29 protein-coding genes and 1 tRNA gene are annotated in these 25313 nt (G+C 61.5%); 17 read left to right on the top strand and 13 right to left on the bottom strand.

The window, feature by feature from the left end; genetic code table 11:
* Positions 1-27 precede the first annotated feature (27 nt).
* From ybeY to GNP00_RS18380, 9 genes are all read right to left on the bottom strand, one after another.
* On the bottom strand, positions 28-519 hold the full coding sequence (gene ybeY / locus GNP00_RS18420) for an rRNA maturation RNase YbeY (protein WP_011583229.1): 492 nt from the start codon (positions 517-519) through the stop codon (positions 28-30).
* On the bottom strand, positions 512-1510 hold the full coding sequence (locus GNP00_RS18415; protein WP_049764877.1) for a PhoH family protein: 999 nt from the start codon (positions 1508-1510) through the stop codon (positions 512-514). Before GNP00_RS18415 ends, ybeY begins: the two co-directional genes overlap by 8 nt.
* A gap of 70 nt (positions 1511-1580) precedes the next feature.
* Positions 1581-3008 carry a tRNA (N6-isopentenyl adenosine(37)-C2)-methylthiotransferase MiaB gene (gene miaB, locus GNP00_RS18410; protein WP_011583227.1) on the bottom strand — a complete coding sequence of 476 codons (1428 nt, stop codon included), beginning with the start codon at positions 3006-3008 and terminating at the stop codon, positions 1581-1583.
* 51 nt (positions 3009-3059) lie between these two features.
* Positions 3060-3848 carry a lyso-ornithine lipid O-acyltransferase gene (olsA, locus tag GNP00_RS18405; RefSeq protein WP_011583226.1) on the bottom strand — a complete coding sequence of 263 codons (789 nt, stop codon included), beginning with the start codon at positions 3846-3848 and terminating at the stop codon, positions 3060-3062.
* Between the two features lie 24 nt (positions 3849-3872).
* Complete coding sequence (gene rimI, locus GNP00_RS18400) at positions 3873-4367, bottom strand: ribosomal protein S18-alanine N-acetyltransferase (protein ID WP_011583225.1); 495 nt, start codon at positions 4365-4367, stop codon at positions 3873-3875.
* Entirely contained in the window at positions 4367-5044 is a 678-nt protein-coding gene (tsaB, locus tag GNP00_RS18395) for a tRNA (adenosine(37)-N6)-threonylcarbamoyltransferase complex dimerization subunit type 1 TsaB (protein WP_011583224.1), read from the bottom strand. The genes rimI and tsaB overlap by 1 nt, the downstream gene beginning before the upstream one ends.
* Before the next feature lie 161 nt (positions 5045-5205).
* The gene (locus GNP00_RS18390) at positions 5206-7404 is read right to left on the bottom strand and encodes a malate synthase G (RefSeq protein WP_011583223.1); all 2199 of its coding nucleotides are present in this window, start codon (positions 7402-7404) and stop codon (positions 5206-5208) included.
* A gap of 200 nt (positions 7405-7604) precedes the next feature.
* Complete coding sequence (locus GNP00_RS18385; protein ID WP_041544926.1) at positions 7605-7937, bottom strand: hypothetical protein; 333 nt, start codon at positions 7935-7937, stop codon at positions 7605-7607.
* 326 nt (positions 7938-8263) lie between these two features.
* A complete protein-coding gene (locus tag GNP00_RS18380; RefSeq protein WP_011583221.1) occupies positions 8264-8572 on the bottom strand; it encodes a hypothetical protein in 309 nt (102 codons plus the stop codon).
* Between the two features lie 505 nt (positions 8573-9077).
* Here GNP00_RS18380 and GNP00_RS18375 point away from each other — a divergent pair.
* The 9 genes from GNP00_RS18375 to GNP00_RS18335 all read left to right on the top strand — a co-directional run bounded on the left by GNP00_RS18375 (position 9078) and on the right by GNP00_RS18335 (position 15561).
* Positions 9078-9154, top strand: a tRNA-Arg gene (locus GNP00_RS18375).
* Between the two features lie 451 nt (positions 9155-9605).
* The gene (locus tag GNP00_RS18370) at positions 9606-9773 is read left to right on the top strand and encodes a hypothetical protein (RefSeq protein WP_157038141.1); all 168 of its coding nucleotides are present in this window, start codon (positions 9606-9608) and stop codon (positions 9771-9773) included.
* A gap of 169 nt (positions 9774-9942) precedes the next feature.
* Entirely contained in the window at positions 9943-10965 is a 1023-nt protein-coding gene (locus tag GNP00_RS18365; RefSeq protein ID WP_246259137.1) for an alpha/beta hydrolase, read from the top strand.
* Between the two features lie 61 nt (positions 10966-11026).
* Complete coding sequence (locus GNP00_RS18360) at positions 11027-12130, top strand: alpha/beta hydrolase (protein WP_011583219.1); 1104 nt, start codon at positions 11027-11029, stop codon at positions 12128-12130.
* 142 nt (positions 12131-12272) lie between these two features.
* Positions 12273-13067 (top strand): carboxymuconolactone decarboxylase family protein, encoded by a 795-nt coding sequence (locus GNP00_RS18355; protein WP_011583218.1) that lies wholly within the window; start codon positions 12273-12275, stop codon positions 13065-13067.
* Positions 13068-13228: 161 nt separating this feature from the next.
* A complete protein-coding gene (locus tag GNP00_RS18350; protein WP_198139757.1) occupies positions 13229-13660 on the top strand; it encodes a (R)-mandelonitrile lyase in 432 nt (143 codons plus the stop codon).
* A gap of 129 nt (positions 13661-13789) precedes the next feature.
* Entirely contained in the window at positions 13790-14275 is a 486-nt protein-coding gene (locus GNP00_RS18345) for a cytochrome P460 family protein (protein WP_011583216.1), read from the top strand.
* An 11-nt stretch (positions 14276-14286) separates the two neighbouring features.
* Positions 14287-14985: a DUF4405 domain-containing protein gene (locus GNP00_RS18340; protein WP_011583215.1), complete on the top strand. Its 699-nt coding sequence runs from the start codon at positions 14287-14289 to the stop codon at positions 14983-14985.
* 66 nt (positions 14986-15051) lie between these two features.
* Positions 15052-15561 (top strand): class I SAM-dependent methyltransferase, encoded by a 510-nt coding sequence (locus GNP00_RS18335; RefSeq protein ID WP_011583214.1) that lies wholly within the window; start codon positions 15052-15054, stop codon positions 15559-15561.
* Here the strand turns inward: GNP00_RS18335 and GNP00_RS18330 are convergent.
* The gene (locus GNP00_RS18330; RefSeq protein ID WP_011583213.1) at positions 15549-16436 is read right to left on the bottom strand and encodes a LysR family transcriptional regulator; all 888 of its coding nucleotides are present in this window, start codon (positions 16434-16436) and stop codon (positions 15549-15551) included. The two genes, GNP00_RS18335 and GNP00_RS18330, sit on opposite strands and share 13 nt — an antisense overlap.
* Positions 16437-16618: 182 nt before the next feature.
* Here GNP00_RS18330 and GNP00_RS18325 point away from each other — a divergent pair, with 182 nt between their 5' ends.
* The 8 genes from GNP00_RS18325 (at position 16619) to GNP00_RS18290 (ending at position 23955) form a co-directional block, all read left to right on the top strand.
* The gene (locus GNP00_RS18325; RefSeq protein ID WP_011583212.1) at positions 16619-17776 is read left to right on the top strand and encodes an aldo/keto reductase; all 1158 of its coding nucleotides are present in this window, start codon (positions 16619-16621) and stop codon (positions 17774-17776) included.
* 13 nt (positions 17777-17789) lie between these two features.
* Positions 17790-18773 carry an aldo/keto reductase gene (locus GNP00_RS18320; RefSeq protein WP_011583211.1) on the top strand — a complete coding sequence of 328 codons (984 nt, stop codon included), beginning with the start codon at positions 17790-17792 and terminating at the stop codon, positions 18771-18773.
* 23 nt (positions 18774-18796) lie between these two features.
* Positions 18797-19537, top strand: coding sequence for an SDR family oxidoreductase (locus GNP00_RS18315; RefSeq protein ID WP_011583210.1), 741 nt, complete (start codon positions 18797-18799; stop codon positions 19535-19537).
* Positions 19538-19582: 45 nt separating this feature from the next.
* Positions 19583-20425 (top strand): oxidoreductase, encoded by an 843-nt coding sequence (locus tag GNP00_RS18310; RefSeq protein ID WP_011583209.1) that lies wholly within the window; start codon positions 19583-19585, stop codon positions 20423-20425.
* A 97-nt stretch (positions 20426-20522) separates the two neighbouring features.
* Positions 20523-21365, top strand: a complete 843-nt coding sequence (locus GNP00_RS18305; RefSeq protein WP_041545761.1) for an aldo/keto reductase — start codon at positions 20523-20525, stop codon at positions 21363-21365.
* Positions 21366-21471: 106 nt separating this feature from the next.
* Positions 21472-22062 carry a flavodoxin gene (locus GNP00_RS18300; protein ID WP_011583207.1) on the top strand — a complete coding sequence of 197 codons (591 nt, stop codon included), beginning with the start codon at positions 21472-21474 and terminating at the stop codon, positions 22060-22062.
* A 32-nt stretch (positions 22063-22094) separates the two neighbouring features.
* The gene (locus GNP00_RS18295) at positions 22095-23171 is read left to right on the top strand and encodes an alpha/beta hydrolase (protein ID WP_011583206.1); all 1077 of its coding nucleotides are present in this window, start codon (positions 22095-22097) and stop codon (positions 23169-23171) included.
* Between the two features lie 10 nt (positions 23172-23181).
* Positions 23182-23955, top strand: coding sequence for an SDR family oxidoreductase (locus tag GNP00_RS18290; protein ID WP_011583205.1), 774 nt, complete (start codon positions 23182-23184; stop codon positions 23953-23955).
* 75 nt (positions 23956-24030) lie between these two features.
* Here the strand turns inward: GNP00_RS18290 and GNP00_RS18285 are convergent, their stop codons facing one another.
* The 3 genes from GNP00_RS18285 to GNP00_RS18275 form a co-directional block, all read right to left on the bottom strand.
* Positions 24031-24534, bottom strand: a complete 504-nt coding sequence (locus GNP00_RS18285) for a DUF305 domain-containing protein (protein WP_011583204.1) — start codon at positions 24532-24534, stop codon at positions 24031-24033.
* A gap of 91 nt (positions 24535-24625) precedes the next feature.
* The gene (gene copM / locus GNP00_RS18280; RefSeq protein ID WP_011583203.1) at positions 24626-25030 is read right to left on the bottom strand and encodes a CopM family metallochaperone; all 405 of its coding nucleotides are present in this window, start codon (positions 25028-25030) and stop codon (positions 24626-24628) included.
* 17 nt (positions 25031-25047) lie between these two features.
* Positions 25048-25269, bottom strand: a complete 222-nt coding sequence (locus GNP00_RS18275) for a heavy-metal-associated domain-containing protein (RefSeq protein WP_011583202.1) — start codon at positions 25267-25269, stop codon at positions 25048-25050.
* Positions 25270-25313 lie beyond the last annotated feature (44 nt).

Here is a 25313-nt window from a genome sequence, read left to right as displayed (position 1 = left end):
TGTCCTTTGATCGTTGCTATCGCAAAGTTAAGCGTAGGGATCGCCGATGGCAAGGCTTTGGAGAATTTCCCTTTCGAGCTGCTCCATTTCCTCGGCTTCCACTTCCGTCTCATGATCATGGCCCGCAAGGTGTAGAAAGCCATGGACGACGAGATGCGTGAGATGATGCTCGAAAGACTTGCCCTCCTCCTTCGCCTCACGCGAAACCGTTTCATAGCCAAGAGCTATGTCGCCGAAATGACGCGGCGTCCCGGGCGGCACCATGCTATCCGGCGCTGGGAATGAAAGCACATTCGTCGGCTTGTCCTTGCCTCGGAAACGGGCGTTCAACGCCCGCATTTCGGCATCGTCGGTGAAAAGAACACTCAGGCTTGCTTGCAGCGGGCCGTCGGTTCGCGCGGCAGCCGCCGTTACGGCACGTTCGACAAGGCCGCGCAGCACATCCTCGGCTGGCCAGTCTCCGGTCGCAACGGCATAGTCGATCGTGAAAGCCGGCGAAGATGCTTCGCCCTCAACCATCGCCTTCGCGCCGCCTCTCCGTTGTTTTACGCGGCTGCCTGTCATAGGCCTCCACGATGGCCGCCACCAGAGGATGGCGCACCACGTCCTTCTCATTGAAGCGCACGGTAACAATGCCCGGCACATCCCTGAGGATATCCAGCGCCTCGATCAGACCCGATTTAGTGTTGGGGGGCAGATCGATCTGGCTTGGATCGCCGGTAACGATCATGCGGCCGTTCTCGCCAAGGCGGGTCAAGAACATTTTCATCTGCATCGGCGTGGTATTCTGCGCCTCGTCCAGAATCACTACCGCGTTGGAAAGCGTCCGGCCGCGCATGAATGCCAGCGGCGCAATCTCGATGACGTCCGCCGCGAGAGCGCGCTCCACCTTGTCGGCGGGCATCATCTCGTAGAGCGCGTCATAAAGCGGCCTGAGATAGGGATCGACCTTCTCCCGCAAGTCGCCAGGCAGAAATCCCAGGCGCTCGCCTGCCTCAACCGCCGGGCGTGAGAGGACGATCCGGTCCACCATGCCGCGCTCGAGCAGCATTGCGGCATAGGCAACAGCAAGGAAGGTTTTGCCCGTACCTGCCGGCCCAATGCCAAAGACAAGCTCCGAACGCTCCAGGGCGCGCATATAGGCGTCCTGGTTCGTCGAGCGCGCGTTGATGGTGCGCTTGCGCGTCGAAATCTGCGCGGCGGCGAGCCTTCCCTTGCCTTCCAAAGTGGGTAGGCTCAACTGGTCGTCGGCAGCCTGCGCAAGCCGGATCGCACCATCCACCTCCGATGCGGAAAGCTCCGCACCGCCCTGCACCAGGCCATAGAGGTAATCGAGCGCGCGCCGGGCCTGCTCCGCAGCCGTCGATTCTCCCTTTACGGAAAGCTGGTTGCCCTTGGACCGTATATCGACCCCCAGCTTCTGCTCAAGGCGAGCCAGGTTCTCGTCAAAGGGGCCGTAAAGCGCGCTGGCAAGCTTGTTGTTGTCGAAGGTGAGCACGATGTGCGCCATGTCGGACGCCCCAGAGGGCGTGTGCTTGAGCTCCGGACCACCCGTCAAACGCGTTCCCCTTTTTTGGCTTTCATAGGGCCACTCTCGCTGTTCCTGCCGGCTCACAAAAGAGGCTATGCCCCCCCGAACTCGTGATCCGCACACGGACGATATCGCCGATCTGCCCCGCATTCTCCTCGACAATGACGGGCTGCAGCCAGGGCGATCGGCCCACAAGCTGTCCGGCCTGGCGGCCCGGCTTTTCAAGCAACAAGTCGATCTCCGTGCCGACGAGGCTTTCGCCGAAAGCACGCTGCTGCTCGGCAAGAAGCGCCTGGAGCCGCTGCAGCCGTTCGTCCTTCACCGCGTCCGGGACCTGATCGTGCATATCCGCACCCGGCGTTCCCGGCCGCGGCGAATATTTGAAGGAAAAAGCCTGGGCATAGTTCACATCGCGCACGATGCGCATCGTATCCTCGAAATCCCGATCCGTCTCGCCCGGAAAGCCGACAATGAAATCACCGGACATGGCAATGTCGGGCCGGGCAGCGCGGATGCGTTCAATCAAACGCAGATAATCGGCGGCGGTGTGCTTCCGGTTCATTGCTTTGAGGATGCGGTCCGACCCCGCCTGCACCGGCAGGTGGAGATAGGGCATCAGCTTAATAAGATCACGGTGGGCGGCAATGAGCTCCTCGTCCATGTCGCGAGGATGGCTGGTTGTATAGCGCAGCCGGTCAAGGCCCGGGATTTCCGCTAGCCGGAAAAGCAGACGGCCCAGACCCCATTCGCGGCCGTCCGGTCCCTCGCCGTGCCAGGCGTTCACATTCTGGCCAAGCAGGGTCAATTCGCGAACGCCGGCTTCCGCCAGCCTTTCGGCCTCCGCTACGATCTGCGCCACAGGCCGTGAAACCTCCGCGCCGCGCGTATAGGGCACCACGCAGAAGGTGCAGAACTTGTCGCAGCCTTCCTGGACCGTAAGAAATGCGGTCACACCCCGGCTTCTGACCGCGGTCCGCTCGGGAGCGGGCAAGTGGTCGAACTTATCCTCCACGGCATATTCCGTCTCGACGATCTTCTCGCCGGCCCTCGCCCGTGTCACCACCGATGGAAGCCGGTGATAGGTCTGAGGGCCGATCACGAGATCAACGGCAGGGGCGCGGCGCAAAATTTCCCGCCCCTCCGCCTGGGCAACGCAGCCCGCAACGCCAACGACCGTTTCGCGCCCCTGTTTCGCCCGCTCCTCCTTAAGCACCCGGATACGCCCAAGCTCGGAATAGACCTTCTCCGCCGCCTTTTCGCGAATATGGCAGGTATTGAGCAAAACCAGGTCGGCGTCTTCGATTACATCAGTCGCGCGGTAACCCTCTGCCGCCAGAGCATCGGCCATGCGCTGGGAGTCGTAAACGTTCATCTGACAGCCATAGGTCTTCACGAAGACTTTTTTATCCGTGCGCGAGGCCGTCCCTGCCCGGGAAGAGGAGGTCTCTGAACGTTCCGTCGTCAAATTCTGTTCCATGATCGCGTAACTAGCGTCTTTCGATCCCAAAAAACAGACGAATCTTCCAGGTCACCGCTGACGCAATGCGCCGACCAGCATGCGCCGCACCTCTGCCTCGGCTGTGCGTGCCAACGCTTTCCTGTCCCCGTCCGCGGAAAAGGAGATGGATTCCCCGAAATGGACTTCTACGTCGATGGCCTTGAGGCGAAGCAACGCCAAAAGATGGGGCACGAAATCCATGTTGCCGATCCAGGCGAGCGCCCCGCGCTCACGCCGGTCAAGCGGCAGCCCGCTCCGGCGCAGATAGGCGATGGCCACGGGCTGTACAATGACCTGGCTGCTCTTTGCCTGACCGAGCGCCATATAGGCCGCGCCAAAAAGGGTGCTTTTGAACGGCAGAACGCTGGTCCCGTCGCCAGTCGTGCCTTCGGCGAAAAGCACCATCGGATCGCCGTCCGCCAGCCGCGAGGCGATTTCGCGCGCTTGCTCGGGAGCGCTTCGCTTGCGCTCCCGGTCGACGAATACCGAGCGTTGAAGGCGGGCGAAAGTGCCGAGCACCGGCCAGCCTCGCATTTCGGCCTTAGCGACGAAATGCACGCCGGTGATGGAGCCCAGCACAAGTATATCGGTCCACGATACGTGATTGGAAACGAGAAGCAGCGGACGCTCCGCCGTGGGCGCACCCTTTACCTGAACCCTGATCCCCAGCACTTTAAGCGTGAGCCTGTGCCAAAGGCGAGGCGCCACACGATCGCTCCACCACCGGGTGCGCAGCGCCAATTCCTGTATCAGGATAAGCGGCGGCGTGTAGCCGGCAACGAGCAGTATCCTTCCGATCAGGCGGAGCTTGCCGAGCATGTCGCGACTCCTGGCCAGTGTCCGCTACCTGAGGTCCCGGCGCATTACCAGCGCATTGCTCTGGCGTGCACTTGCATCCCGGTAATAATCGGGCCTATGGCCGACCTGGCGAAAACCCAGGCGCCGGTAAAGCGTGATCGCCGGCGCATTGTTCTCATCCACCTCCAGGAACAGCGCCTCCACGCGTTCGGCATGCAATGTGCGCAGAACGGCATCCATCAGCATGCGGCCGATACCGCGGCGGCGCAAAGCACGGGCTACGGTGACCGTGAGGATTTCGGCCTCGCCGGCTGCGCGGCGCGCGAGGACGAACCCGCAGGGTTTTCCGCCCGGAACACCTTCCTCAATAGCGGCGAAGCCGAATACGGTATCCTGGGACAGAAGGGATTCGAACTCCCCGTCAGTCCAGGGCCGCACGAAATCCTCCTCGTGCAGCATGGCCAGAAACCGGCAGTCAGCAATCTCCAGCGGGCGCACGACGAATGTCTTTCTAAGCAATCGGGAGAGAGAAAACGCCATCATCTCCCCTTTAGCGGCACGGCAAAGCCGGTCTGAGGCTTCGCGTCCGGCGCGCGCAGATATAGCGGCTTGGGCTTTTCGCCCGCCGCCGGCCGGCTGGCCGCAACACGGGCATAAAAAAGAATATCCGAGGTCGCAGCACGAGATCCGATGTCAAAATGTTCATCCGCCTCCCCGGCAATGCGCTCTGCCGCGTCGCCGACCAGCAGCGGCCTTCCTTCCCCGGCAATCCGCACAAGGTTTTCAACCGAGGTGAGCCGTGGCCCGTCCAGGCAGTGCCCGGCAGCATCGAATTGCGCCATAGCGACCGGTTCCGCCCGCCCCAGCGCGCAAAGCACAGAGCGGCCAGGAAAGGCCGCGCGCGCTTCTGCCGCCAATGCTTCCAGCGTGGTCACGCCTATGGCCGGGATTTTCAACGCGAGCGCAAGGCCGCGCGCTGCGGAGATGCCGACCCGCAGGCCCGTAAATGAACCCGGCCCTACCGAAACGGCGATCGCATCCATTTCCTTAAAGGAAAGCCGGGCTTGCCCCAGCGCCTTCTCGATCACATCCATAATGTGCTCGGCATGGCCCTTGCCGAGATCGAGAACCGCGCGGCCTTTCTCCTCTGCTGCCTGAGCATCATAGACGCAGGCGGAGCAGAACGCGGCGGCGGTATCAATGGCGAGGATATTCATGCCAAAGGCTGCGCTATCCGGCTGTCCGCGCCCTGCCGAGGCGCAGCTTCAGGCCCGGTCGCATTTGCCCGGCAGCGCAGTATGACAGCGACCGTCCGCCGATACAGCGCCGGTTCTCTCGTGAAAGGCCAATGCATATCTCGTCAACAGCCGAGCCCTTGTCAGCCTCTGGAGCTGTCAGCCGCAGCACCCTTCCTGTCTTGAGCCTTCTTCTGGAGCCGCCTTGCATGCAGCACCGGCTCCGTATAGCCGTTTGGCTGCTCGCGGCCCTTAAAGACGAGGTCACAGGCAGCCTGAAAGGCGATGGAATCCTCAAAATTCGGCGCTATCGGTTCGTAGTCGGGATCACCTGCATTCTGACTGTCGACCACCTCCGCCATTCGCTTCATGGTTTCCATCACCTGCTCCGGCGTAACCACGCCGTGATGCAGCCAATTGGCGATGTGCTGGGAGGAGATGCGCAGTGTCGCGCGGTCTTCCATCAGGCCCACATTATTGATGTCCGGCACCTTGGAGCAGCCCACGCCCTGATCGATCCAGCGCACAACATAGCCGAGAATTCCCTGGGCGTTGTTGTCGAGCTCCTGCCTGATATCTTCAGGCGACCAGTTCGGGCGCACCGCCACTGGAATGGAGAGGATATCGCCGAGCTTGGCCCTTGTGCGGGATTTCAGGCCTTCCTGCACCGCCTTTACGTCCACCTGGTGGTAATGGGTCGCGTGCAGCGTGGCCGCGGTTGGCGAAGGGACCCAAGCCGTATTGGCGCCCGCCTTCGGATGGGCGATCTTCTGGTCCAGCATGGCCGCCATCAGATCGGGCATCGCCCACATGCCCTTGCCGATCTGGGCACGGCCAGAAAGTCCGCACAGGAGCCCGATATCGACATTCCAGTTCTCGTAAGCCGCTATCCAGGTCGACTGCTTCATATCGCCCTTGCGGATCATTGGGCCGGCTTCCATCGAGGTATGGATCTCGTCGCCCGTGCGGTCGAGGAAACCGGTATTGATGAACACTACGCGCTCCGAAGCGGCTCGGATGCACTCCTTAAGGTTCACGGTCGTGCGCCGCTCCTCGTCCATGATGCCCATCTTGATCGTATTGGGGCGCATGCCCAGCGCATCCTCCACGCTGCCGAAGAGCTCCACGGCAAACGCGACTTCCTCCGGCCCGTGCATTTTCGGCTTTACCACATACATGGAGCCGGCACGGCTGTTCATGCGCCGGCCGTTTGGACCAATGTCGTGCAGCGCGATCAACGCCGTGAACATTGCATCCATGATGCCCTCGGGCACCTCCTTGCCATCCCTGTCGAGGATCGCCGGGTTTGTCATGAGGTGGCCGACATTGCGGACGAGCATGAGTGAACGGCCGGGAAGCTTAATCGGCGAACCGTCGGGCGCAGTGAGGCGGATATCCTGATTGAGCTTCCGCGTGACCGTTGTGCCGCCCTTCTGGAACGTCTCCTCAAGATCCCCCTTCATGAGGCCTAGCCAATTGCGGTAGGCGAGCACCTTGTCTTCCGCATCGACGGCCGCGACGGAATCCTCGCAATCCATGATTGTTGTGAGTGCGGCTTCCATGACGACGTCGGCAATACCTGCCCTGTCGGTGCTGCCGATCGGATGGTTGCGATCTATGATGATTCGCACATGGAGCCCGTTTCGGGCCAACACCACTTCGCGGGGACTATCAGCCTCTCCGCTATAACCGGTGAACTGCGCCGGGTCCGCCAGGTCAGCGGCGGCGCCGTCGAAATCGACAGCTAGCTTCCCGTCCTTCACAGAAAGCCGCGCCGCATCGGCCCAGCTCGCATTTCTTAGCGGTATGCTCTCGTCCAGGAACTTGCGCGCCCAGGCAATAACCTTCTCGCCCCGCTGCGGATTGAACCCTTTGCCGCGCTCCGCGCCTGCCGTTTCGGGAATGGCGTCGGTCCCGTAAAGAGCATCGTAGAGCGAACCCCAGCGTGCATTCGCGGCATTGAGCGCATAGCGCGCGTTCATCACCGGCACGACGAGCTGCGGCCCGGCAATCTGCGAGATCTCCGGGTCGACATCCGAAGTCGTCACCTTGAAATCCGGCCCCTCAGGCAGGAGATAGCCGATCTCCCGGAGAAAGGCCTCATAGGCCTGCAGGTCACTCGGCGCGCGATTCGCGCGATGCCAGGCATCGATCTTCGCCTGCAGGTCATCCCTTTTGGAAAGCAGCGCGCGGTTGCGCGGCGAGAGCGTGTGAACGATTTGGGAAAGTGAATGCCAGAAGGTCTCTGCATCCACACCAGTCCCCGGAAGGACTTCGTTCATCGCAAAGTCATGAAGCTCACGGGCGATCTTGAGCCCGTTGATCTCGACGCGATCGGTCATTTGGCACCTCGGCACATGCAAACGCTGCGTTTGACCATGGCGGGCGCACGCGGTCAATCGCCCTCAGCCGCCAAGCATGCAATTTGGCCCGGCGCACGGCAATGATAAAAAATCAAAAAGGCCGTTCCGGCATGTAGCCGAAACGGCCTCCTGTCGGAAGGGAGAACTCAACCGACCCATCTAACGGAGAAGCATTGCTATCAACCGCCGGGGATTGTCTCGTTCTCGGGCGGGAGATTTTCATCCCGGGCCGAGAAAGTTTCCGTTTCCTGCCCCGCCAAGGGGCGAAGAAGCGGGGAATCGACAATCGCGGTGTTTGTATCCATTTCATTATCAAAGACATCGTCGTCCCTAAGGGAATAGGGAAGATTGTCCTCGTCGCTTGGCTTGAATTGTTCGTTCAGGTCTCGTGCGGCCATTGATTGCGTCGGGCCGATACTGCCCGTCGTTACGGTGCTATCCACGCCCTGCGCAAAGCTTACGCTCGAACCGAGCAGGAACAAAGCCGAAGTGGCGGCAAGTATCTTTTGCATTTGGGATTCTCCTTCAAGTCTCCGGGAAGGGCCTTTGCTCACCCCTAGACCCTTAACCACTGAGGAAAATCAGAGTTCCGCTAATCGAGTGTCCTGGCCGCTCACAAGCGCTTGATGATAGACGGTCCAAGCAGCCAGAATCGGTCATTGCCGCCAGCAATTTCAGCCGATCGGAGAACCGTCGCTATTAATTAAAAATGCAACAAACCAGTGGACCGAGTGGATGCACCCCTCTTCTGGGGCGCCCCGGGGCCAGCCCGTGCATTAAAGCACGGGACGGTCCCGGGCGTTGGTGACCGGGTTTGGGAGCCGGTCTACCCCAATTATTAGTCGTCGCTAACCTTGAACTGCTCGGTACCGGCATCCGGGAAATGCTTCACCGAAACGCTGGAAGTCACGAGACCAGGATCGACATTGCCAGCCTGCGATGCGCTACCCACATTTATGACCGGATAGGCGTTCGTCGAACTCGGACGAAAATCGTTGGCGGCAGAGTAGCCCCGCTCGGCGGAAAAATCCGCCTGATAGGAAGGAGCGGTTACCTTGTCGGATGCGAAAGGTGAATCATTGGCAGCGAGAGCCGGGCCTGCGCTCAATACAGCGAGGGCCGAAGCTACGAAAAGGGTCTTACGCATTATAGATCTCCATCATATACACGAGGAAGTTTGCTTCCTCACACAACAAAAATAGGCACTAAGATCCAAATTTCTATATGTCAACGTTCACGAAGCTGTGACCTGCCTGCCTTAAGGCGATTCTGTCGCGAAAAGGAGGCGGGTGTTCGATTGAAGTTGATGCCGAACCGCGCATCCGCTATGAAGACCCGCGTTGGGTCCTAGAGATCTAAAAGCACCCGTAGCTCAGCTGGATAGAGTGCTGCCCTCCGAAGGCAGATGCAAGCGCTTTCTGGTGCGGAAGCGGAGGAAAAAAGTCGAATAAAACCAAGAGCTTGGCGGAAATCGACGGAAGCGAAAAATGTCCGGTTGAAGTCGCGGAAGCACTGCGGAAGCAAGCGGAAGAAGGGTATAGAGAAGCGTCGGCGGCATTTGAGCGGAATTTCGGCCTCGCTCAAATTCGATTTTCGCCAGACAAGGTTTGAGGTTGACCCAGGTTGATGTCGAACGATATTGGACTACCAAAGCGCCCGTAGCTCAGCTGGATAGAGCGCCACCCTCCGAAGGTGGAGGCCACACGTTCGAATCGTGTCGGGCGCGCCATTTCTTTCAAGGACTTAGTGAAATTTCACCGTTGCAGAAGTCGGTATTGCAACGGTTTTTGCAACGGTTTTGGCTAATCGGACACTTTCGCGAATGCTCGCGTAGCTTGTCGTAGAGTCGGCGGACAAATTTGGTTGACAACCTCGTTCACTTTCTGTTCGCGCCAACCCCGCAAATTGCAGATCCCCTCCCTAAGGCCGTCAACCCATAAAGAGAGGTGGTGAGCGTAGCGGTTGTCAGCGGTCGTTGGATGCTCATGGGATAGCGAATAGCGAGCTTTATATACACGGCTTCGCGATCCCGGGTCAGCGTCGTAGCCCGGCTTTGGAGTAATTGGCGCATTCGCTGGCTCGAAGAGCGGGATGAGCACTCCCGACGGTTTGGTTTTCCGGAGGCTTCAAGGGTTCGCTCGGCCTTGGCTCGTATCATGGTATCGAGTTTGGAGAAGGCCATGGGTAATCGTAACGAACCTCGTTTCGACCAAGAGGTCGGCATCGGAACGTTGCCTCCTCGACAAAGCATACCGAAGGCTTACGGACTGGATTTCATCGACCTTGGCGGCCAAGTGCGCCTTCCGCCGGCCGAAACCGCCTCCACCTCTACCGAGGCACGTATCTAAAATTGTTAAGCCAGACTTAAAGACGCATCCTGATATGGGCATCTAATCGCGGAATGCGATGGGGTCTATCTTCCTCGACATATCGGAAATGTCGAAAAGGATGGGTGCCTTGTGCTTACGCAGTCCACTACTCACGTCCGCTGTTGCCGTGGTGGCGATGCTTTCCCCAATGACCGCCATCGCTGAACAGTCGGGGAACTTCGAGCCTCTGACCGTTCAGGAGCAGGGCAGCTTCGCGGTCGGCGGCACCGTGTCCGAGACGCCCGGCACCTACAATAACAATGCCCCGTCGGCCGAAGGCCAGACCCTGCACGGCGATCACCTGTATGTGTCGTACCAGGTGCCGCCCGAAGCGCGTCCGCTGCCGATCGTCATGCTGCATGGAGCTTTTCAGTCCGCGCGTAGCTGGGAAACGACGTCGGACGGCCGCGAGGGCTTCGACACGATCTTTCTGCGGCGCGGTTTCCCCATCTACCTGGTCGATCAGCCACGTCGCGGACGGGCCGGCAACAGCACCGAAGCCATCGAGATCGAGCCCGTCCCGAACGACCAGCTTTTCTTCGATCAGTTCCGGCTTGGCATCTGGCCCGATTACTTCGAAGGCGTACAATTCGACCAGAGCCCCGAAACGCTCGACCAGTTCTTCCGCTCCTTCACGCCAAATACCGGGCCATATGACGCCGGGGTCATATCGGACTCCATGTCCGCCCTGGTCGAGCGGATCGGGCCGTCAGTGCTGTTCACACACTCGCAAGGCGGCGGCCCGGGCTGGCAAACCGCCATCAAGAATGAGGATGTGCGGGGCATTGTCGCCTTCGAGCCCGGCAGCGGATTCGTTTTCCCCGAGGGCGCGCTTCCTGAAGCGATGCCGAGTGCCGCGGGAACGCTTGAACCGGAGGCGGTGTCGGCCGAGGCTTTCGAAAGGCTGACCCGCATCCCGATCGTCATCTATTACGGCGACAACATTCCCTCCGAGCCGACCGACCGCCGTGGCGAGGATAACTGGCGCGTTCGTGTCGATATGGCGCGCCTTTGGGTGGACGCCATCAATGAGCGCGGCGGCGACGCCAGCCTCGTGCTCCTGCCGGAGATCGGCATCACCGGCAACACGCACTTCCCGTTCTCCGATCTGAACAATGTCGCGATCGCCGATCAGGTATCGCAGTTCCTTGCCGATAAGGACCTGGACTGATCGCCTGCGCTCGTGCCGGCACGGCACGGGCACCCCTCGAAATCGAACAATGGAGCCTGAAATGTCCGGCGAAACTATCGACAGGAAAAGAAGAGAATTTCTTGGGACCTCAGCTCTCGTGTTGTCCGCCGCAATGACAGGAGTTCTAACAATGACCAGCGCCAATGCTGTCGCATCCGAAAATCCGTTCACGCTCGTTTATCGCGGCGCGATCACGGAAAACGTGCCGGGACAGTTCAATATCCACCCGGTCAACTACGACCTCAACGGCCTCGACATCGTCGCCAACGTCTACACCCCGGCGGACTACGACCCCGACCAGCAATATCCCGCGATCGTGGTGGCGCACCCGAATGGCGGCGTCAAGGAACAGGTCGCGGGCCTCTATGCCCAGCATCTTGCCGAACAGGGCTACATCACGATCGCCATGGACGCCGCGTATCAGGGCGGCAGCGGCGGCGAGCCGCGCAGCGTGGACAAGCCCCAGTACCGCATCGAGGACATTCACGGCGCGGCGGACTTCCTCACCCAGTATCCGGGCGTCGATGCGGCGCGTCTCGGCCTGCTCGGCATTTGCGGCGGCGGCGGATACGCCTTGTCGGCGGCGAAGTCCGACAAACGCTTTGTGTCGATCGCAACGCTGAGCATGTTCAATTCCGGTCGCGTTCGCCGCAACGGCTTCGAAGATTCGCAACTGGAGACGATCCAGGAACGGTTGCAGCAGGCTTCGGAGGCCCGCGCCCAGGAAAAGGCCGGAGGCGAAGTCCTCTACTCGGGCGATGCCGACATGACGGACGAAGAGATCGCCGCTCTGCCCTTCGAGATGTATCGCCAGGGTTACGAATATTACTGGCGCACGCACGCCCATGAGGGATCGACCTTCCGCTACACCACGAGCAGCCTGCTCGATCTGATGCGCTGGGATGCCACCGACCAGATCGACATGATCGACCAGCCTCTCCTGATGATCGCCGGCAGCGCGGCCGACAGCCTCTATATGACCGAAGATGCCTACGAGAAGGCGACGGGCACAACCGACAAGGAACTGTTCACAATCGAGGGTGCAACGCACATCGAGACCTACTGGGTGCCTGAGTATGTCGAAGCCGCCATGGGCAAGCTGACGACATTCTTCGGACGGACGCTCGACGCCGATCGCTCCTGATCCCGGCTTGCCGTGTCCGGCGTTGCTGCGCCGGGCACGGTCATCATCATCAACGATGTGCCATCGATCGCGCAGCGGACCACGGCCCGCATGTCGGTCTGCTGCGAGATCCTGAACATCCCAAAAAGACTGGAAAATCGATATGAAACGAGCTGCACTTGCTTTCGCGCTTGCGTTCGCCGGAGCAACACACGCCCAGGCCCAGTCACAACCGCCCACCGATCAACAGGCGCAACCGCAGCAGGGGACGCAGCAGCAGAACCAGACGCGTCCATCGGGTCCGCTTCAGCAGAAGCTCGTGCCGGGAATGGCCAGATACACCGACGAGGTGCTGTTCGGTGAGATATGGCCAGGAGAGGGTCTTTCGCCGCGTGACCGCAGCCTCGCCGTTATTTCAGTCCTGATCGCCACCAACAAGCCGGCGCAGCTTCGCGGCCATCTCGGTCGTGCATTGACCAACGGGGTCACGCCCATGGAAGCGTCGGGCGTCCTGACCCACCTTGCCATTTACTCGGGCTGGCCGAATGCGGTCTCGGCGCTCGAAGTGTATGATGAGGTCTACACCGAGCGGGATGTGGATTTCGCTGCGCTTCAAGCGGAGCTTGAGCCGCTTTCGTCTTCCTCTGAGACCGATGACGCGGCAAACGCACAGCTCGAAGCCGTCGCGCCGAAGTTCGCGGACCTTACCGATCGGATTGTCCACGGCGACCTCTGGTCCCGGCCTGACCTGAGCGTTCGCGATCGCAGCCTCGTCACGATCGCTGCCCTCACCGGCACAGGCGATATCGACCTGATGGAGCCGTATTTGCGTCGCGGCATAGAGGCCGGGCTTACTCGCGACGAGATCGCGGAAGCTCTGACGCATCTCGCCTTTTACGCCGGCTGGGGGAAGGCCACCAAGGCTTTGACGGTCGTAACCGAGACCTTGGGGGGCTGATCTTTTCAGTGCAGCCGCGGGACCTTCTGCCCAGACGGGCGAGAGGACCGACTCTGCGCCTGCCCCCATCCCCTACAGAAACAGCGCTTCGAAGGCGCTAGCCGGAAAGGTCCACGATCATGAAAAACACCATTGCAGGAGCCGCGCTGCTATGCGCCGCAATGCCACTCACCGCCGCCGCTGAAGAACAAGGCCAGCAGATCACGCGGGCGGGAGAGCAAGCCTCTACATATGGCTCGGCAGATTATTTCACCGGCCGGGTGCGCGTCGATCCGTTGTTCTCTCCCAATGAAAGCATCAATGCGTCGGGCGCTTACGTGACATTCGAGCCGGGTGCGCGCTCCGCATGGCATACCCACCCAGCGGGCCAGCGCCTGGTGGTGACGTCCGGGATCGGCCTGACCCAGGAATGGGGGAAGGACGTTGAGGTTATTCGCCAGGGCGATGTGGTGTGGTGCCCGCCCGGTGTGAAGCATTGGCACGGGGCCGCTCCGAACAGCGCCATGACTCACCTGGCCGTGGGAAGCACTGTGGATGGACAGAGCGTGACTTGGATGGAGCACGTCACCGACGAAGAATACAACACCCGTTAAACAGGTGACTGCGCGCGGCGTTGATCTGGCGCGTCTTGGATCGAGGACGCGGCGCGGCTGAGCATCGCATCGCTAAAGCCGGCGAGCACATATCGGTGCACTCGCCTTCCCTCTAAAGCAAGTGTGCCCATGAAACGCTTTGGATTGACTTTCCTGTTCGCCGGGCTTGCTACCGTCGCCGCCACGACCATCGGCTGGCAGGTGCAGGCCGAGACAACTCGCGTCGAGTTTCCCGATCTGGAAGCGCTGGTGCATTACACCACCGTGCGCCGGGGCAACGTCACCGAGCATATCATGACCACGCCGGAAGCGATCGAGGCGGTAAAGGCCGGCGAGCCGATCCCGAACGGAACGCAGTTCGTCCTCGTCGACTATCGCGACGACATGGAACTCTACCGCTATTTCGTGATGGAGAAGGGCGAAGGCTGGGGCGAGGACTACGAGGCGGGCCGGCGCACCGGCGACTGGCAGTTCCAATGGTTCTGGCCAGATCAGTCCATCAACATGGACGAGAACACCGCGCGCTGCCAGGCATGTCATTCCCGGCAGGCGAGCGCGGACTACCTGTTCACGGGATATCGCATTCCACGCTTCAACGGCACGCCGGTCGAGTAGGGGCAGCTTCGTTGAGCAAGATCTTTCGGCTGCGCCTGGTCCTCGACCTCATCGCCTTCAGCCTCCTCCTGTTCGGGTTTTCCTACTGGTGGCTCGGCAATCTCAGCCATGAGATTGCCGGGACCGCCTTCTTCGTCCTCCTGATCGCGCACAACACCTTCAACCGGCGCTGGTACGGCGCGATCGGCAGGCAGGCGCCGGACCCCCGTGGCCTTGTCAACGTGATTTCGACCAGCGTGCTCCTGACGGCAATGGTCGCGCTTCTTGTCACGAGCATCCTGATCTCGACCGCCTTGTCGGGGATTTTCTCCGCCTATGGCGGTTTCACCGTGCGCCAGATTCACACGCTGGCCGCCTATTGGGCGCTCATCGCCGCGGCCATCCATCTTGGGTTGCGCTGGCCGATGCTGATGGGGTTGGCCCGCAACCTGTGCGGCATCAAGGGACAAAGCGGATTGAGAACCGCCCTCCTGCGTATAGCGGCGGCCGCCATATCGCTACAGGGTATCCGAAGCTCGTCCGAACTCGCTCTCGACGAGAAACTGACGATGCAAATGAGCCTCGACTGGTGGAATTTCGAGGAATCGGTCGTCGGGTTCTTTTTGCACTGCCTGGCGATCGTCGGCCTCTACGCGACGCTCACTTACTACACCATGAAGCTGGTCGATTACGCCAGGACGGCGCGCAGGACGCCCATGCCACGACAGTAAAAGGAAGGTCACTTTGCAAGAGACCTTGAATTTCTGGCGAAATCTGATCGCCGATCCAAGGCGCGTATGGCGATCGCACCTTCCAGCGCCGCGCCTGCCGACCTCATCACCAGCGAGATTTCCGCCGCCAACGCGCCCGTCCTCGAACTTGGTCCCGGCACAGGCGTGTTCACACACCGGCTTATCGAGCGCGGCATTACGGAAAGCCAGCTCATACTGGTCGAATCCGGGGATGCGTTCGCATACAGGCTTTCCCGAACATTCCCGAAGACAACTGTCTTGCGTATGGACGCCGGGCGCTTGAGAATTGCCGCGCCGGTTAAGGCAGGAGCGGTAATAAGCGGCCTGCCCTTGCTGTCGATGCCGCCATCGACCGTCATGCGCATCATGCGCGGCGCATTCGCAAATCTGAGGGATGCCGCCGCGTTCTATCAGTTCACCTATGGGTATCGCTGTCCGGTGCCGCCGGCGATCCTGGCACGGCTCGCATTGCGGGCAACCTCCCTCAGAAGGGTCTTCAGCAATCCTCCGCCCGCGTCCGTATATCGGATCGAACACATCGCTCATGCCCGGTAGCGAAGGGCCTCCATCAGGACGGAAAATGCCGGCGATTGCTGGCGTCGGCTGGGATAATAGAGGTGGTAGCCGGGGAAGCCAGGGCACCAGTCCTCCAGAACCCGGATCAGCCGGCCATCGGCGATATAGGGAAGCGCTTGATCTTCTGGCATATAAGCTACACCGAGACCGTCCAGAGCCGACGACAGGCGCATGGCAAGGCTGTTGAAGATAAGCTGTCCTTCGCCTCGAACCTTCACTTCACGGCCCTTCTTCTCAAGGCCCCAGCTAAACACGCCGCCATAGGTCGGCAGGCGCGTATTGATGCATTTGTGCACGGTCATGTCCTGCGGCGTCTTTGGGATGGGGTGCTGGTCGAAATAGGCCGGTGATGCGACGACCGCCATGCGCATATCCGGGCCGATCGGCACGGCGATCATGTCTTTCGCAACCTGTTCGCCCATGCGTACCCCGGCGTCGAATCCCTCCGCGACGATATCGGTCAGGCCGTAGTCGATGATGATTTCCACCTGGATATCCGGGTATTCCGGCAGGAACCGTTTGAGCGCGGGTTGCAGGAGCGAAATCGCGGGATGTTCGCCGGCCGTGATCCGGACGGTTCCGGCCGGCTTGTCGCGCAGTTCGCTCAACGCGGCAAGTTCAGCGTCGATTTCCTCAAAGCGGGGCGTAATCGTGCGCAACAGCCGTTCGCCGGCTTCGGTTGGCGCGACGCTGCGCGTGGTGCGGGTCAGAAGCCGTATCCCCAGCCGTTCTTCAAGATTCTTGACGGTTTGGCTCAGCGCCGACGGGGAAACGCGAAGTTTGGCGGCAGCGCGGGTGAAGCTCCGCTCACGCGCGACAGCGCCGAAAGCGGCGAGATCGTTGAGGTTTTCCATCTGTATTTGTTAGCTCATCTAAAAGGCTCATGCAGATTATAGCACCTTATCGCATTCATGGTCGGAAGGTAAATTTGGGATCATCGGCCATAAACGTCCGGAACAAGGTCGTTTCGGCCGACCTTGACCCGAGGCGACCGGCCAGCCCCGTGCAGGTGATCATCATCGAAGGACCCATGGACATGAAGAAAGAAGACATTTCCACAATCGGCCGCCGTAGTTTTCTCGGCGTGGCGGCAACGATGGCGGTAGCTCCTGTCCTCATTGGCGCCACTTCCAAGGCGTGGGCGCAGGCTGGCGGCCCGGATGGCTCCATAGCAGCGTCGTCGAGCAATTCCCGCAACCTTGGAGCGCTGGAGGTTTCGAGCGTCGGGCTGGGCGTCCAGAACATGGCCCGTACCTACCAGACGACGATCCCGTCGCGGCCGGAGATGATCAACATCATCCGGACGGCCCATGAGCGCGGCGTTACCTTCTTCGACACCGCCGAGGCCTATGGCCCGCACGAGTGCGAGCGGATTCTCGGCGAAGCTATCGCGCCGTTCCGCGACGAGGTCGTGATCACCTCGAAATTCGGCTGGAACATCGATCTGGACACCGGCGAGCGTCGACCGGGACTCATCAGCCGCCCGGACCACATCAAGCTCGCGGTCGAAGGCATGCTCGAACGCCTGCGCACCGATCGCGTCGATCTTCTCTACCAGCACCGCGTCGACCCGGAGGTACCGATCGAGGACGTCGCCGGAGCAATCAAGGACCTCATGGACGAGGGCAAGGTGCTGCATTGGGGCCTCTCCGAGATGGGGCTCAACACGTTGCGCCGCGCCCACGCCGCCCTTCCCGTATCGGCGGTCCAGAGCGAGTATTCGATGCTGTGGCGCGGTCCGGAAGACGAGGTGCTTTCCGTTTGCGAGGAACTGGGCATCGGCTTCGTGCCGTGGAGCCCGCTCGGGGTCGGCTTCTTGACGGGAGCCATCGACGAGCGGACGCGTTTCGCGGAGGGAGACATTCGCGGAATCGAGTCGCGCTTCTCGCCCGATAACCTGCCGGCGAACCTGGCGCTCGTGAGATTGCTAGGCGAATGGGCCGACAGGAAGCAGGCCACCCGGGCACAGATCGCGCTGGCATGGCTGATGGCGCAAAAGCCCTGGATCGTTCCGATCCCCGGCACGACGCAGATGGCGCACTTGCTCGAGAACATCGGCGCGGCTTCGGTAAGCTTCACGCCCGAGGAAATCGGCGAGCTCAACTCCGCGGTCGCAGCGATCGAGGTGCGCGGCCAGCGCCTGCCCGACGCCGTGCTGGCATTCTCGAACGTCGAGGCGCCTGAGAGGAATTGAAGGGATTATCGCAATGGAACGCAGATATCTCGGCGATCTCGAGGTCTCGGCCCTTGGACTCGGATGCATGGGCCTGAGCCACGGCTATGGTCCGGCCGTCGAGAAGAAAGACGGTATCGCTCTGATCCGCGCAGCGGTCGAACGGGGCGTGACCTTTTTCGACACGGCCGAAGTCTATGGCCCGTTCACCAACGAGGAGCTGGTCGGCGAAGCGCTGGAGCCGGTCCGTGACCGCGTGGTGATCGCCACGAAGTTCGGCTTCGACATCGGAGGCGACAACAAGGAACGTCCGCTCAACAGCCGCCCCGAGCGCATCAAAAAGGTGGCCGACGCCAGCCTCAAGCGCCTTCGGACCGATCGCATCGACCTGTTCTACCAGCATCGCGTCGATCCTGATGTGCCGATCGAGGATGTCGCGGGCGCCGTCAGGGACCTGATCGCGGAAGGCAAGGTCAAGCATTTCGGGCTGTCGGAAGCGGGCGTGGGCACGATCCGGCGCGCTCATGCGGTCCAGCCGGTGGCGGCGCTTCAGAGCGAATACTCACTCTGGTGGCGCGAGCCGGAGAAGGATGTGCTGCCGACGCTTGAGGAGCTGGGCATCGGCTTCGTGCCTTTCAGCCCTCTCGGCAAGGGTTTCCTCACCGGCGCGATCAATGCGGACACGCAGTTCGCCAGCGACGATTTCCGCGCCAACGTCCCGCGCTTCTCGGAAGAGAACCGAAAGTCCAATCAGGCGCTGGTCGACCTTCTTGGTCAGATCGCAGCCGAAATGGGCGTTACCTCTGCACAGATCGCGCTCGCCTGGCTCCTGTCGCAAAAGCCATGGATCGTCCCGATCCCCGGCACCACCAGGCTTCATCGCCTGGAGGAGAATATCAGCGCCGCGAATGTGGCGCTGACCGCTGACGATCTCTCCAGGATCGAGGCGGCCCTTTCAAACATCACGGTGCAGGGCGCGCGCTATAACGCCGCCTATCAGGCCCTGGTCGGCCGGTAATTCCATATACGAGGACGAATGAAATGACCGAGAACATCAAGGACAAGGTGGTCGTCATCACCGGCGCGTCGAGCGGGCTGGGCGCGGAAACCGCCCGCCATCTCGTGCGCGAAGGGGCGAAGGTGGTGCTGGGCGCGCGGCGTCTCGACCGGCTCGAGGCGCTGGCGAAGGAACTGAGTCTTGGTGAGGAGGCTATCTTCAAGGTCGATGTCACCGACCGGGAGCAGGTTAAGGCCTTTGTCGACCACGCGGTCAAGACCCAGGGCAAGATTGACGTGATGATCAACAATGCCGGGATCATGCCGCTGGCGCCGCTGGAGATGATGCGCTTCGACGAATGGGACCAGTGCATCGACGTCAACATCAAGGGCGTACTCTGGGGCATCGCGGCAGCACTTCCTTTCTTCAAGGAGCAAAAGAGCGGCCAGTTCATTAACGTCTCGTCGGTCGCCGGCCACACGATCGGCGCCGGCGGCGCGATCTATTCGGCGACGAAGTATTCGGTGCGCGTGATCTCGGAAGCACTGCGCAAGGAGGTCAAGCCCTACAACATCCGCACCACCATTCTGTCGCCCGGTGCCGTCGACACGGAGCTTCCCGGTTCGGTTGGCGCCCCTGGGGTCTCGGAGGCCGTCGCCGGCTTCTATCATCAAACCGCCATTCCCGCCGACAGCTTCGCCCGCTGCGTCCTCTTCGCCATGAGCCAGCCCGAGAACGTCGACATCAACGAAATCCTGTTTCGGCCGACAGCGCAGGAACTCTGAGGACGGCATCAGGGCGCCGACGCATGTAACGAAGGAGAGACCATCATGAAGACCTGGCTGATCACGGGATGTTCGACGGGCCTCGGCAAGAGCTTTGCACAGGCCGTCCTCAAAGCCGGGGACAATGCCGTCATTACCGCTCGCAACACCCAGGCACTCGACCAACTCGCCGCCGCCTATCCGCGAACCGCACTGGCAACCACGCTGGACGTGACCGACAAGTCAGCGATCGCGCGGGTCGTGGAGCAGGCCGAAGAGCGTTTCGGCGCGATCGACGTGCTCGTCAACAACGCCGGATACGGCTATCGCGGCGCGGTCGAGGAGGGTGACGATCAGGAAGTCGCCGACCTCTTCGCCACCAATTTCTCCGGCACGGTGGCGATGATCAAGGCGGTGCTGCCCGGCATGCGCGCCCGCCGAAGCGGCACCATCGTCAACCTGTCCTCGATCGCCGGGCGGCTGGCCGCACCGGGCTCGGGCTACTATTCGGCCACCAAGTTCGCCGTCGAAGGCATGTCGGACGCGCTGCGCAAGGAACTGGCCCCGCTCGGCATCCGGGTGATCGTGGTCGAGCCCGGCGCCTTCAGGACCGATTTCGCCGGCCGTTCCCTGCACCAGGCGAAGGCCCGCATCGATGACTATGCATCGACCGCCGGCCCACGGCGCAAGGAAAACGACAAGATGCACGGCACCCAGCAGGGCGACCCCGACAAGGCGGCGCGCGTGTTGATCGACGTCGTGGGGCAAACCAATCCGCCTTTCCGGCTGCTGCTCGGAAGCGACGCGCTGAAGAATGCCCGTTCCGAGCTCGATGCCCAGCGCACCGAACTCGAAGCATGGCGGGACGTCAGCACAAGCACCGACTTTCCGACCGGCACCAGATCATGAATCGAGAAGAACGATGAAGACATACAAACTTGTAAACCGCGACGTTTCAGCCCCGGGTCGCGACAGTGCGGCGGACGCCGACGGCTCCGGCGTCGAGATGCCGATGATCGGGCTCGGTGTTTTTCAGACGCCGCCCGACGAAACGACGGCTGCGGTCGAAGAAGCCTTGCGGCTTGGCTATCGTCATATCGACACGGCCGCCGCCTATGGCAACGAGCGTGAGGTGGGCGAAGGTATCCGTCGCGCCGGCATCGCGCGTGACGAGGTTTTTATTGAGACCAAGATCTGGATCAGCGACTACGGCTACGACGAAACCCTGCACGCGTTCGACAAGAGCGCGGGCAAGCTTGGCGTCGATCAAATCGATCTCTTGCTTCTGCATCAGCCGCTCCCCTCCGCATTCGATCGCACCCTTGGCGCCTATCGGGCGCTCGAAAAGCTGCTGGCCGATGGCAAGGTGCGCGCGATCGGCGTCAGCAACTTCATGCCCGAGCATCTGACGCGCCTGTTGACCGAAACATCCATCGTGCCTGCGGTGAACCAGATCGAAGTCCACCCCTATTTCCAGCAGAGGGCATTGCAGCGCCTGCATGCCGAGCACGGCATCCTCACGCAAGCCTGGTCACCCATCGGCGGCATTACCTTCTATAGGGGCGGCGAGAAAAGCACGCTCGAAGACCCGGTGCTGCTGGAAATCGCGCAGCAGCACGGCAAGTCGGCCGCCCAGGTGATGCTGCGCTGGCATTTGCAGGAAGGCCGTTCCGTCATTCCCAAGTCGACAAAACCGGCGCGCATCGCGGAGAATTTCGATGTCTTCGACTTCGAGCTTTCGGGAGAGCAGATCGCCGCCATCGATGCGCTCGATACCGGTGTCCGCAGCGGCCCGGAGCCCGACAGCATCACGCTCGAGAGCTATGGCAGGCCGATCCCCGAGGCGTAATCCGGCGCGCGGGCCGGCCTGCGGCTCACCGCCGCGCAGGGCACGATGCCTGCCGGAAGCCGTGCTCGAAGATGGCAGGGTTCTGATCAACAGACGGGAAAGAAAGATGAATCAGCCCGATCCGACACGGAGGGAGTTTCTCATGACTTCACTGCTCCTGTCCCTCGTGGCGGGTGGAGCCGCCTTGGCTTCATCGGCCGTGGCGGCGGAACTCCCGCAGGGAAGAATCCTTGTTGCGTATTTCTCGCGCAGCGGGAACACGCGTACCGTCGCTGGTCAGGTCAGGCGCGCGCTGCGAGCTGACCTGTTCGAGATTCTGCCCGAAAATCCCTATCCGGACGATTATTTCGAGACGGTCGAGCAAGCGCAGCAGGAGACCGAACGTGGCTATGAGCCCCCGCTGAAAGAGACCGTTGCCGATATCGGCGCCTATGGAACGGTGTTCCTCGGGTTCCCGATCTGGGGGACGACCGCGCCGCCCGTGATCCGGTCTTTCCTGTCCGCGCACGACCTTTCGAGCAAGACTCTTGTCCCGCTGGTCACCCATGGCGGCTACGGGTTGGGCGACAGCCGGGAAGTCCTCGCCCAGATCGCGCCGGCTGCGCGGCTTGTCGAGGGCTTCACCATGGAGGGTCCGCAGGAGCGGCAGACCATAGAGCAGGTGATGGAATGGCTCGATCGCCTGGACGCCCGGTGACGCAAAGATGAGTCCGACTGGAAGTGACGCGTATGGTAAGGACACGAACGGCTGCAGGGGCGCTGGTTCGAGGTGTATTGCACCGGGCCGGCATCGCACTCTCCCTCTTCTTCGCCGTTTCCTTCGCCTCGGCGAACGGCACCGCCATCGCTTCCGCGAATATGGGTAGCGAGCCCGGTGCAACGGCATCCGATCACAGCGGTCAGTACGAGGACATGAAGCCGGAAAGCAGCCTGGGCGATCTTCTGCATCATCCCGCCTTCGCAGGGTATGCGTCCTTGCTCCTGCCGTGGGATGGCCGGTCCTATGACGAAGCCATGACGCTCCGCGAGATCGGTGCGCTGCTGCCCTACCACAGCAACGTCGATCCCGATGTCGTGGTGTCGGGGCTCAATCGCATGATCGACGACGCGCGCGCGGACAATACCGTGTTCTACGATTTCTATACTCCCGAGGAAAAGCGCGCGGTGCCGGGTCGTGAGAATACCGGCCTGTTCTTTTTCCGGGGAAAACCGGGCGCACCTTTCGCTGTTATCGCCCCCGGCGGCGGGTTCTCCTATGTCGGCTCGGTCCATGAGGGCTTTCCCTATGCCGAAGAGATCAGCAGGGCAGGCTACAACGCCTTCGTGCTGAAATACCGTGTCGGGTCCGGCGGAGGCGTCGCCACCGAGGATCTTGCCGCTGCGATTTCGTTCATCTTCGAAAATGCGGATGCGCTGGGCGTCGGCACTGCCGACTACTCGCTATGGGGGAGCTCGGCCGGTGCGCGCATGGCCGCCGCGATTGGCTCCTACGGCGTCGCGGCTTTCGATGGCGACGGCCTTCCGAGGCCGTCGACCGTCGTCATGGCCTATACGGGTCATTCGGACATAGCGGCTGACGAGCCGCCGACGTTCGTCGTTGTCGGTGAACGCGACGGAATAGCCCCACCCTCAGCGATGGAGCGGCGCGTGGCGGCGCTTCGGGCTGCCGGGACCGAGGTGGAGTTTCACCGCTACAAGAACCTGGGCCATGGTTTCGGACCGGGATTCGGAACCAGCGCCGAAGGATGGATCGCCGATGCGATCCGGTTCTGGGAGAAATTCATCACGACAAACAGCGTGCAATAGTGAGCCTCGCATGCCTCAATCCCCATCCACAGTGTTAGTTGTCGGAGCGACCGGAAGCATCGGCCGCCATGTCGTCGCAGCGGCTTTGGAGCACGGCTATGACGTGCGCGCGTTGGCGCGCGATGCTCGCAAGCGAGAAGTATTTCCGCCCGGAACGGAAGTCGTCATTGGAGACCTAACCCGAGCGGATACGCTGTCCCAAGCGGTCGAAGGGCTCGATGCCATCATTTTCACGCAGGGAACCTATGGCAGTCCTGCTGCGGCGGAGGCGGTCGATTATGGTGGCGTGCGCAACGTGCTTGCCGCGCTTGCGGGGCGCAAAGTGCGTATCGCCCTCATGACGGCGATCGGTACCACTGATCGCAAGGGATCACACGACTGGAAGCGCCGCGCCGAACGTCTCGTTCGGGCCAGTGGCCTGCCGTATACGATCGTGCGCCCGGCCTGGTTCGACTACAACGCCCCCGACCAGAACCGGCTGGTGATGCTGCAAGGTGACAAACCGCTGGCCGGCAATCCATCCGACGGCGCCATTGCGCGTCGCCAGATTGCCGAGGTGCTGGTTCGCAGCTTGAGTTCGGGGTCGGCACTGCGAAAGACCTTCGAGCTGCATAGCGAGAAAGGGCCGGAACAGGAGGATTTCGATCCGCTCTTTGCGGCTCTCGAAGCCGATGCCCCCGGCGCACTGGATGGCGCAGGCGACTTGTCGAACATGCCACTTAGTGAAGAACCGCCCAGGATCGTTGCCGACATGGATCGTGTGAGGACTGGGATTTCTCGATAGGAGAGATGACTATAAAGGCAATGGCCATCGTTAGCATTGAGACAGAGCGTTGAGTGCGCGGCAGCATTCGCGTCGCTACGAAGCGCCATCGAGGCGCGCTCTGATCCGCTCCATCTGCTCTATCTCGGACCGTTGCCCGCCGCTGATGCCCTCGCAGAGGGAGACGAGTTCCGCGTCGCTCAAATTCGCCTCGCGGCACATCAGGATCGCACCGGAGTGATGGGGAATCATCGAGTCGATGAACTGACGATCATCGATTAGGGCCTGCGCCCGCGTGGCCGCGAAGGAACCGAGTGTCAGCGCAATGAACGCAGCGTAAAGCGCGATGTTGAGAGATCGCCGGGGATACATGCCCGGCATCGTCGCCAGCATGAAAATGCCCATCGGCGCCCACATGGTCACGGCCATGTAGAACATGTTCAGATTGTTCCGAAAATCGCGAATGCCATCGATCATCGAGAACATCACGACATACATGACGACCAGACCGAGCGCCATGTTGATCCAGAACATCACATAGGGACGTCCGCCGTGTTTCCCGTCGTGCTCGTGCCCGGCGGCTCCGGAATGAGGGGGCATCTCAAATCTCCCGAGGTCTCTTGTCTGTGACCGAGTCGTGGGCCCGAGCACGCAAGGCGGGCGGGCGGAATCGGCGTCCGCCCGCTTCGCCTCAATAGCCCCGATCCGCGAGCCAGCGTCGCATCATCTCGATCTCGGCTTCCTGCGCGGAGATCACGTCCTCGGCCAATGCACGAACCTCGGGATCCGTTCCGTGTTCCAGCACGACGCGGGCCATGTCGATCGCGCCCTGATGATGCGGGATCATGCCGCGCATGAAATCGACATCCGCATCGCCAGTGTAGTCGAGCGCCATGTCGGCGTGCATCCGGTCATTGGCCTCCCTGTAGGCCTGGATAGCTGGACTGTCGGACGCTTCGGCCGCGACCTGAGGGCCATTCCCGCCATGGTCCATCTGTGCCATGGGGTCGGACCCTCCCATCTCGGCCTGAGCGAAGGCCAGACCGGCGGCGACGATGATCGCGCCGCCGATAAGGATCGGTGTCAGCCTGTTCATGTCGGGTTCTCCCCGGCTCAGGCGGCAGGCGCGGGCGGATAGCCCGCTTCCTTCAGCGCGGCCTCCAAGAGGGCGCGGGGCTGGTCGGATGTGACCTCGACCTTTTTTGTCGCGGGATCGGCGAGCACCGTGGCGGCCGGATCCACGGACTGAACGGCCTTGGTGACGCTGCGGACGCAGCCGCCGCACGACATATTCTTGATGTGGAACTGCACGAGAATCTCCTTTTCATGTCTCATGCCTCTCCAGATGGGGCTTCCCACCGTTGGAAGGTCAAGAGAAA

Origin of the sequence: Chelativorans multitrophicus (assembly GCF_011317445.1) — a bacterium.
Lineage (GTDB): Bacteria > Pseudomonadota > Alphaproteobacteria > Rhizobiales > Rhizobiaceae > Chelativorans > Chelativorans multitrophicus.
This window is presented reverse-complemented; position numbering and strand designations above follow the sequence as displayed.

Bases quoted from the DNA above. Each gene is read 5' to 3' on its own strand.
- ybeY (WP_011583229.1), bottom strand. From the start codon at position 519: ATGGTTGAGGGCGAAGCATCTTCGCCGGCTTTCACGATCGACTATGCC.
- GNP00_RS18415 (WP_049764877.1), bottom strand. From the start codon at position 1,510: ATGGCGCACATCGTGCTCACCTTCGACAACAACAAGCTTGCCAGCGCG.
- miaB (WP_011583227.1), bottom strand. From the start codon at position 3,008: ATGGAACAGAATTTGACGACGGAACGTTCAGAGACCTCCTCTTCCCGG.
- olsA (WP_011583226.1), bottom strand. From the start codon at position 3,848: ATGCTCGGCAAGCTCCGCCTGATCGGAAGGATACTGCTCGTTGCCGGC.
- rimI (WP_011583225.1), bottom strand. From the start codon at position 4,367: ATGGCGTTTTCTCTCTCCCGATTGCTTAGAAAGACATTCGTCGTGCGC.
- tsaB (WP_011583224.1), bottom strand. From the start codon at position 5,044: ATGAATATCCTCGCCATTGATACCGCCGCCGCGTTCTGCTCCGCCTGC.
- GNP00_RS18390 (WP_011583223.1), bottom strand. From the start codon at position 7,404: ATGACCGATCGCGTCGAGATCAACGGGCTCAAGATCGCCCGTGAGCTT.
- GNP00_RS18385 (WP_041544926.1), bottom strand. From the start codon at position 7,937: ATGCAAAAGATACTTGCCGCCACTTCGGCTTTGTTCCTGCTCGGTTCG.
- GNP00_RS18380 (WP_011583221.1), bottom strand. From the start codon at position 8,572: ATGCGTAAGACCCTTTTCGTAGCTTCGGCCCTCGCTGTATTGAGCGCA.
- GNP00_RS18370 (WP_157038141.1), top strand. From the start codon at position 9,606: ATGGGTAATCGTAACGAACCTCGTTTCGACCAAGAGGTCGGCATCGGA.
- GNP00_RS18365 (WP_246259137.1), top strand. From the start codon at position 9,943: ATGACCGCCATCGCTGAACAGTCGGGGAACTTCGAGCCTCTGACCGTT.
- GNP00_RS18360 (WP_011583219.1), top strand. From the start codon at position 11,027: ATGTCCGGCGAAACTATCGACAGGAAAAGAAGAGAATTTCTTGGGACC.
- GNP00_RS18355 (WP_011583218.1), top strand. From the start codon at position 12,273: ATGAAACGAGCTGCACTTGCTTTCGCGCTTGCGTTCGCCGGAGCAACA.
- GNP00_RS18350 (WP_198139757.1), top strand. From the start codon at position 13,229: ATGCCACTCACCGCCGCCGCTGAAGAACAAGGCCAGCAGATCACGCGG.
- GNP00_RS18345 (WP_011583216.1), top strand. From the start codon at position 13,790: ATGAAACGCTTTGGATTGACTTTCCTGTTCGCCGGGCTTGCTACCGTC.
- GNP00_RS18335 (WP_011583214.1), top strand. From the start codon at position 15,052: ATGGCGATCGCACCTTCCAGCGCCGCGCCTGCCGACCTCATCACCAGC.
- GNP00_RS18330 (WP_011583213.1), bottom strand. From the start codon at position 16,436: ATGGAAAACCTCAACGATCTCGCCGCTTTCGGCGCTGTCGCGCGTGAG.
- GNP00_RS18325 (WP_011583212.1), top strand. From the start codon at position 16,619: ATGAAGAAAGAAGACATTTCCACAATCGGCCGCCGTAGTTTTCTCGGC.
- GNP00_RS18320 (WP_011583211.1), top strand. From the start codon at position 17,790: ATGGAACGCAGATATCTCGGCGATCTCGAGGTCTCGGCCCTTGGACTC.
- GNP00_RS18315 (WP_011583210.1), top strand. From the start codon at position 18,797: ATGACCGAGAACATCAAGGACAAGGTGGTCGTCATCACCGGCGCGTCG.
- GNP00_RS18310 (WP_011583209.1), top strand. From the start codon at position 19,583: ATGAAGACCTGGCTGATCACGGGATGTTCGACGGGCCTCGGCAAGAGC.
- GNP00_RS18305 (WP_041545761.1), top strand. From the start codon at position 20,523: ATGCCGATGATCGGGCTCGGTGTTTTTCAGACGCCGCCCGACGAAACG.
- GNP00_RS18300 (WP_011583207.1), top strand. From the start codon at position 21,472: ATGAATCAGCCCGATCCGACACGGAGGGAGTTTCTCATGACTTCACTG.
- GNP00_RS18295 (WP_011583206.1), top strand. From the start codon at position 22,095: ATGGTAAGGACACGAACGGCTGCAGGGGCGCTGGTTCGAGGTGTATTG.
- GNP00_RS18290 (WP_011583205.1), top strand. From the start codon at position 23,182: ATGCCTCAATCCCCATCCACAGTGTTAGTTGTCGGAGCGACCGGAAGC.
- GNP00_RS18285 (WP_011583204.1), bottom strand. From the start codon at position 24,534: ATGCCCCCTCATTCCGGAGCCGCCGGGCACGAGCACGACGGGAAACAC.
- copM (WP_011583203.1), bottom strand. From the start codon at position 25,030: ATGAACAGGCTGACACCGATCCTTATCGGCGGCGCGATCATCGTCGCC.
- GNP00_RS18275 (WP_011583202.1), bottom strand. From the start codon at position 25,269: ATGAGACATGAAAAGGAGATTCTCGTGCAGTTCCACATCAAGAATATG.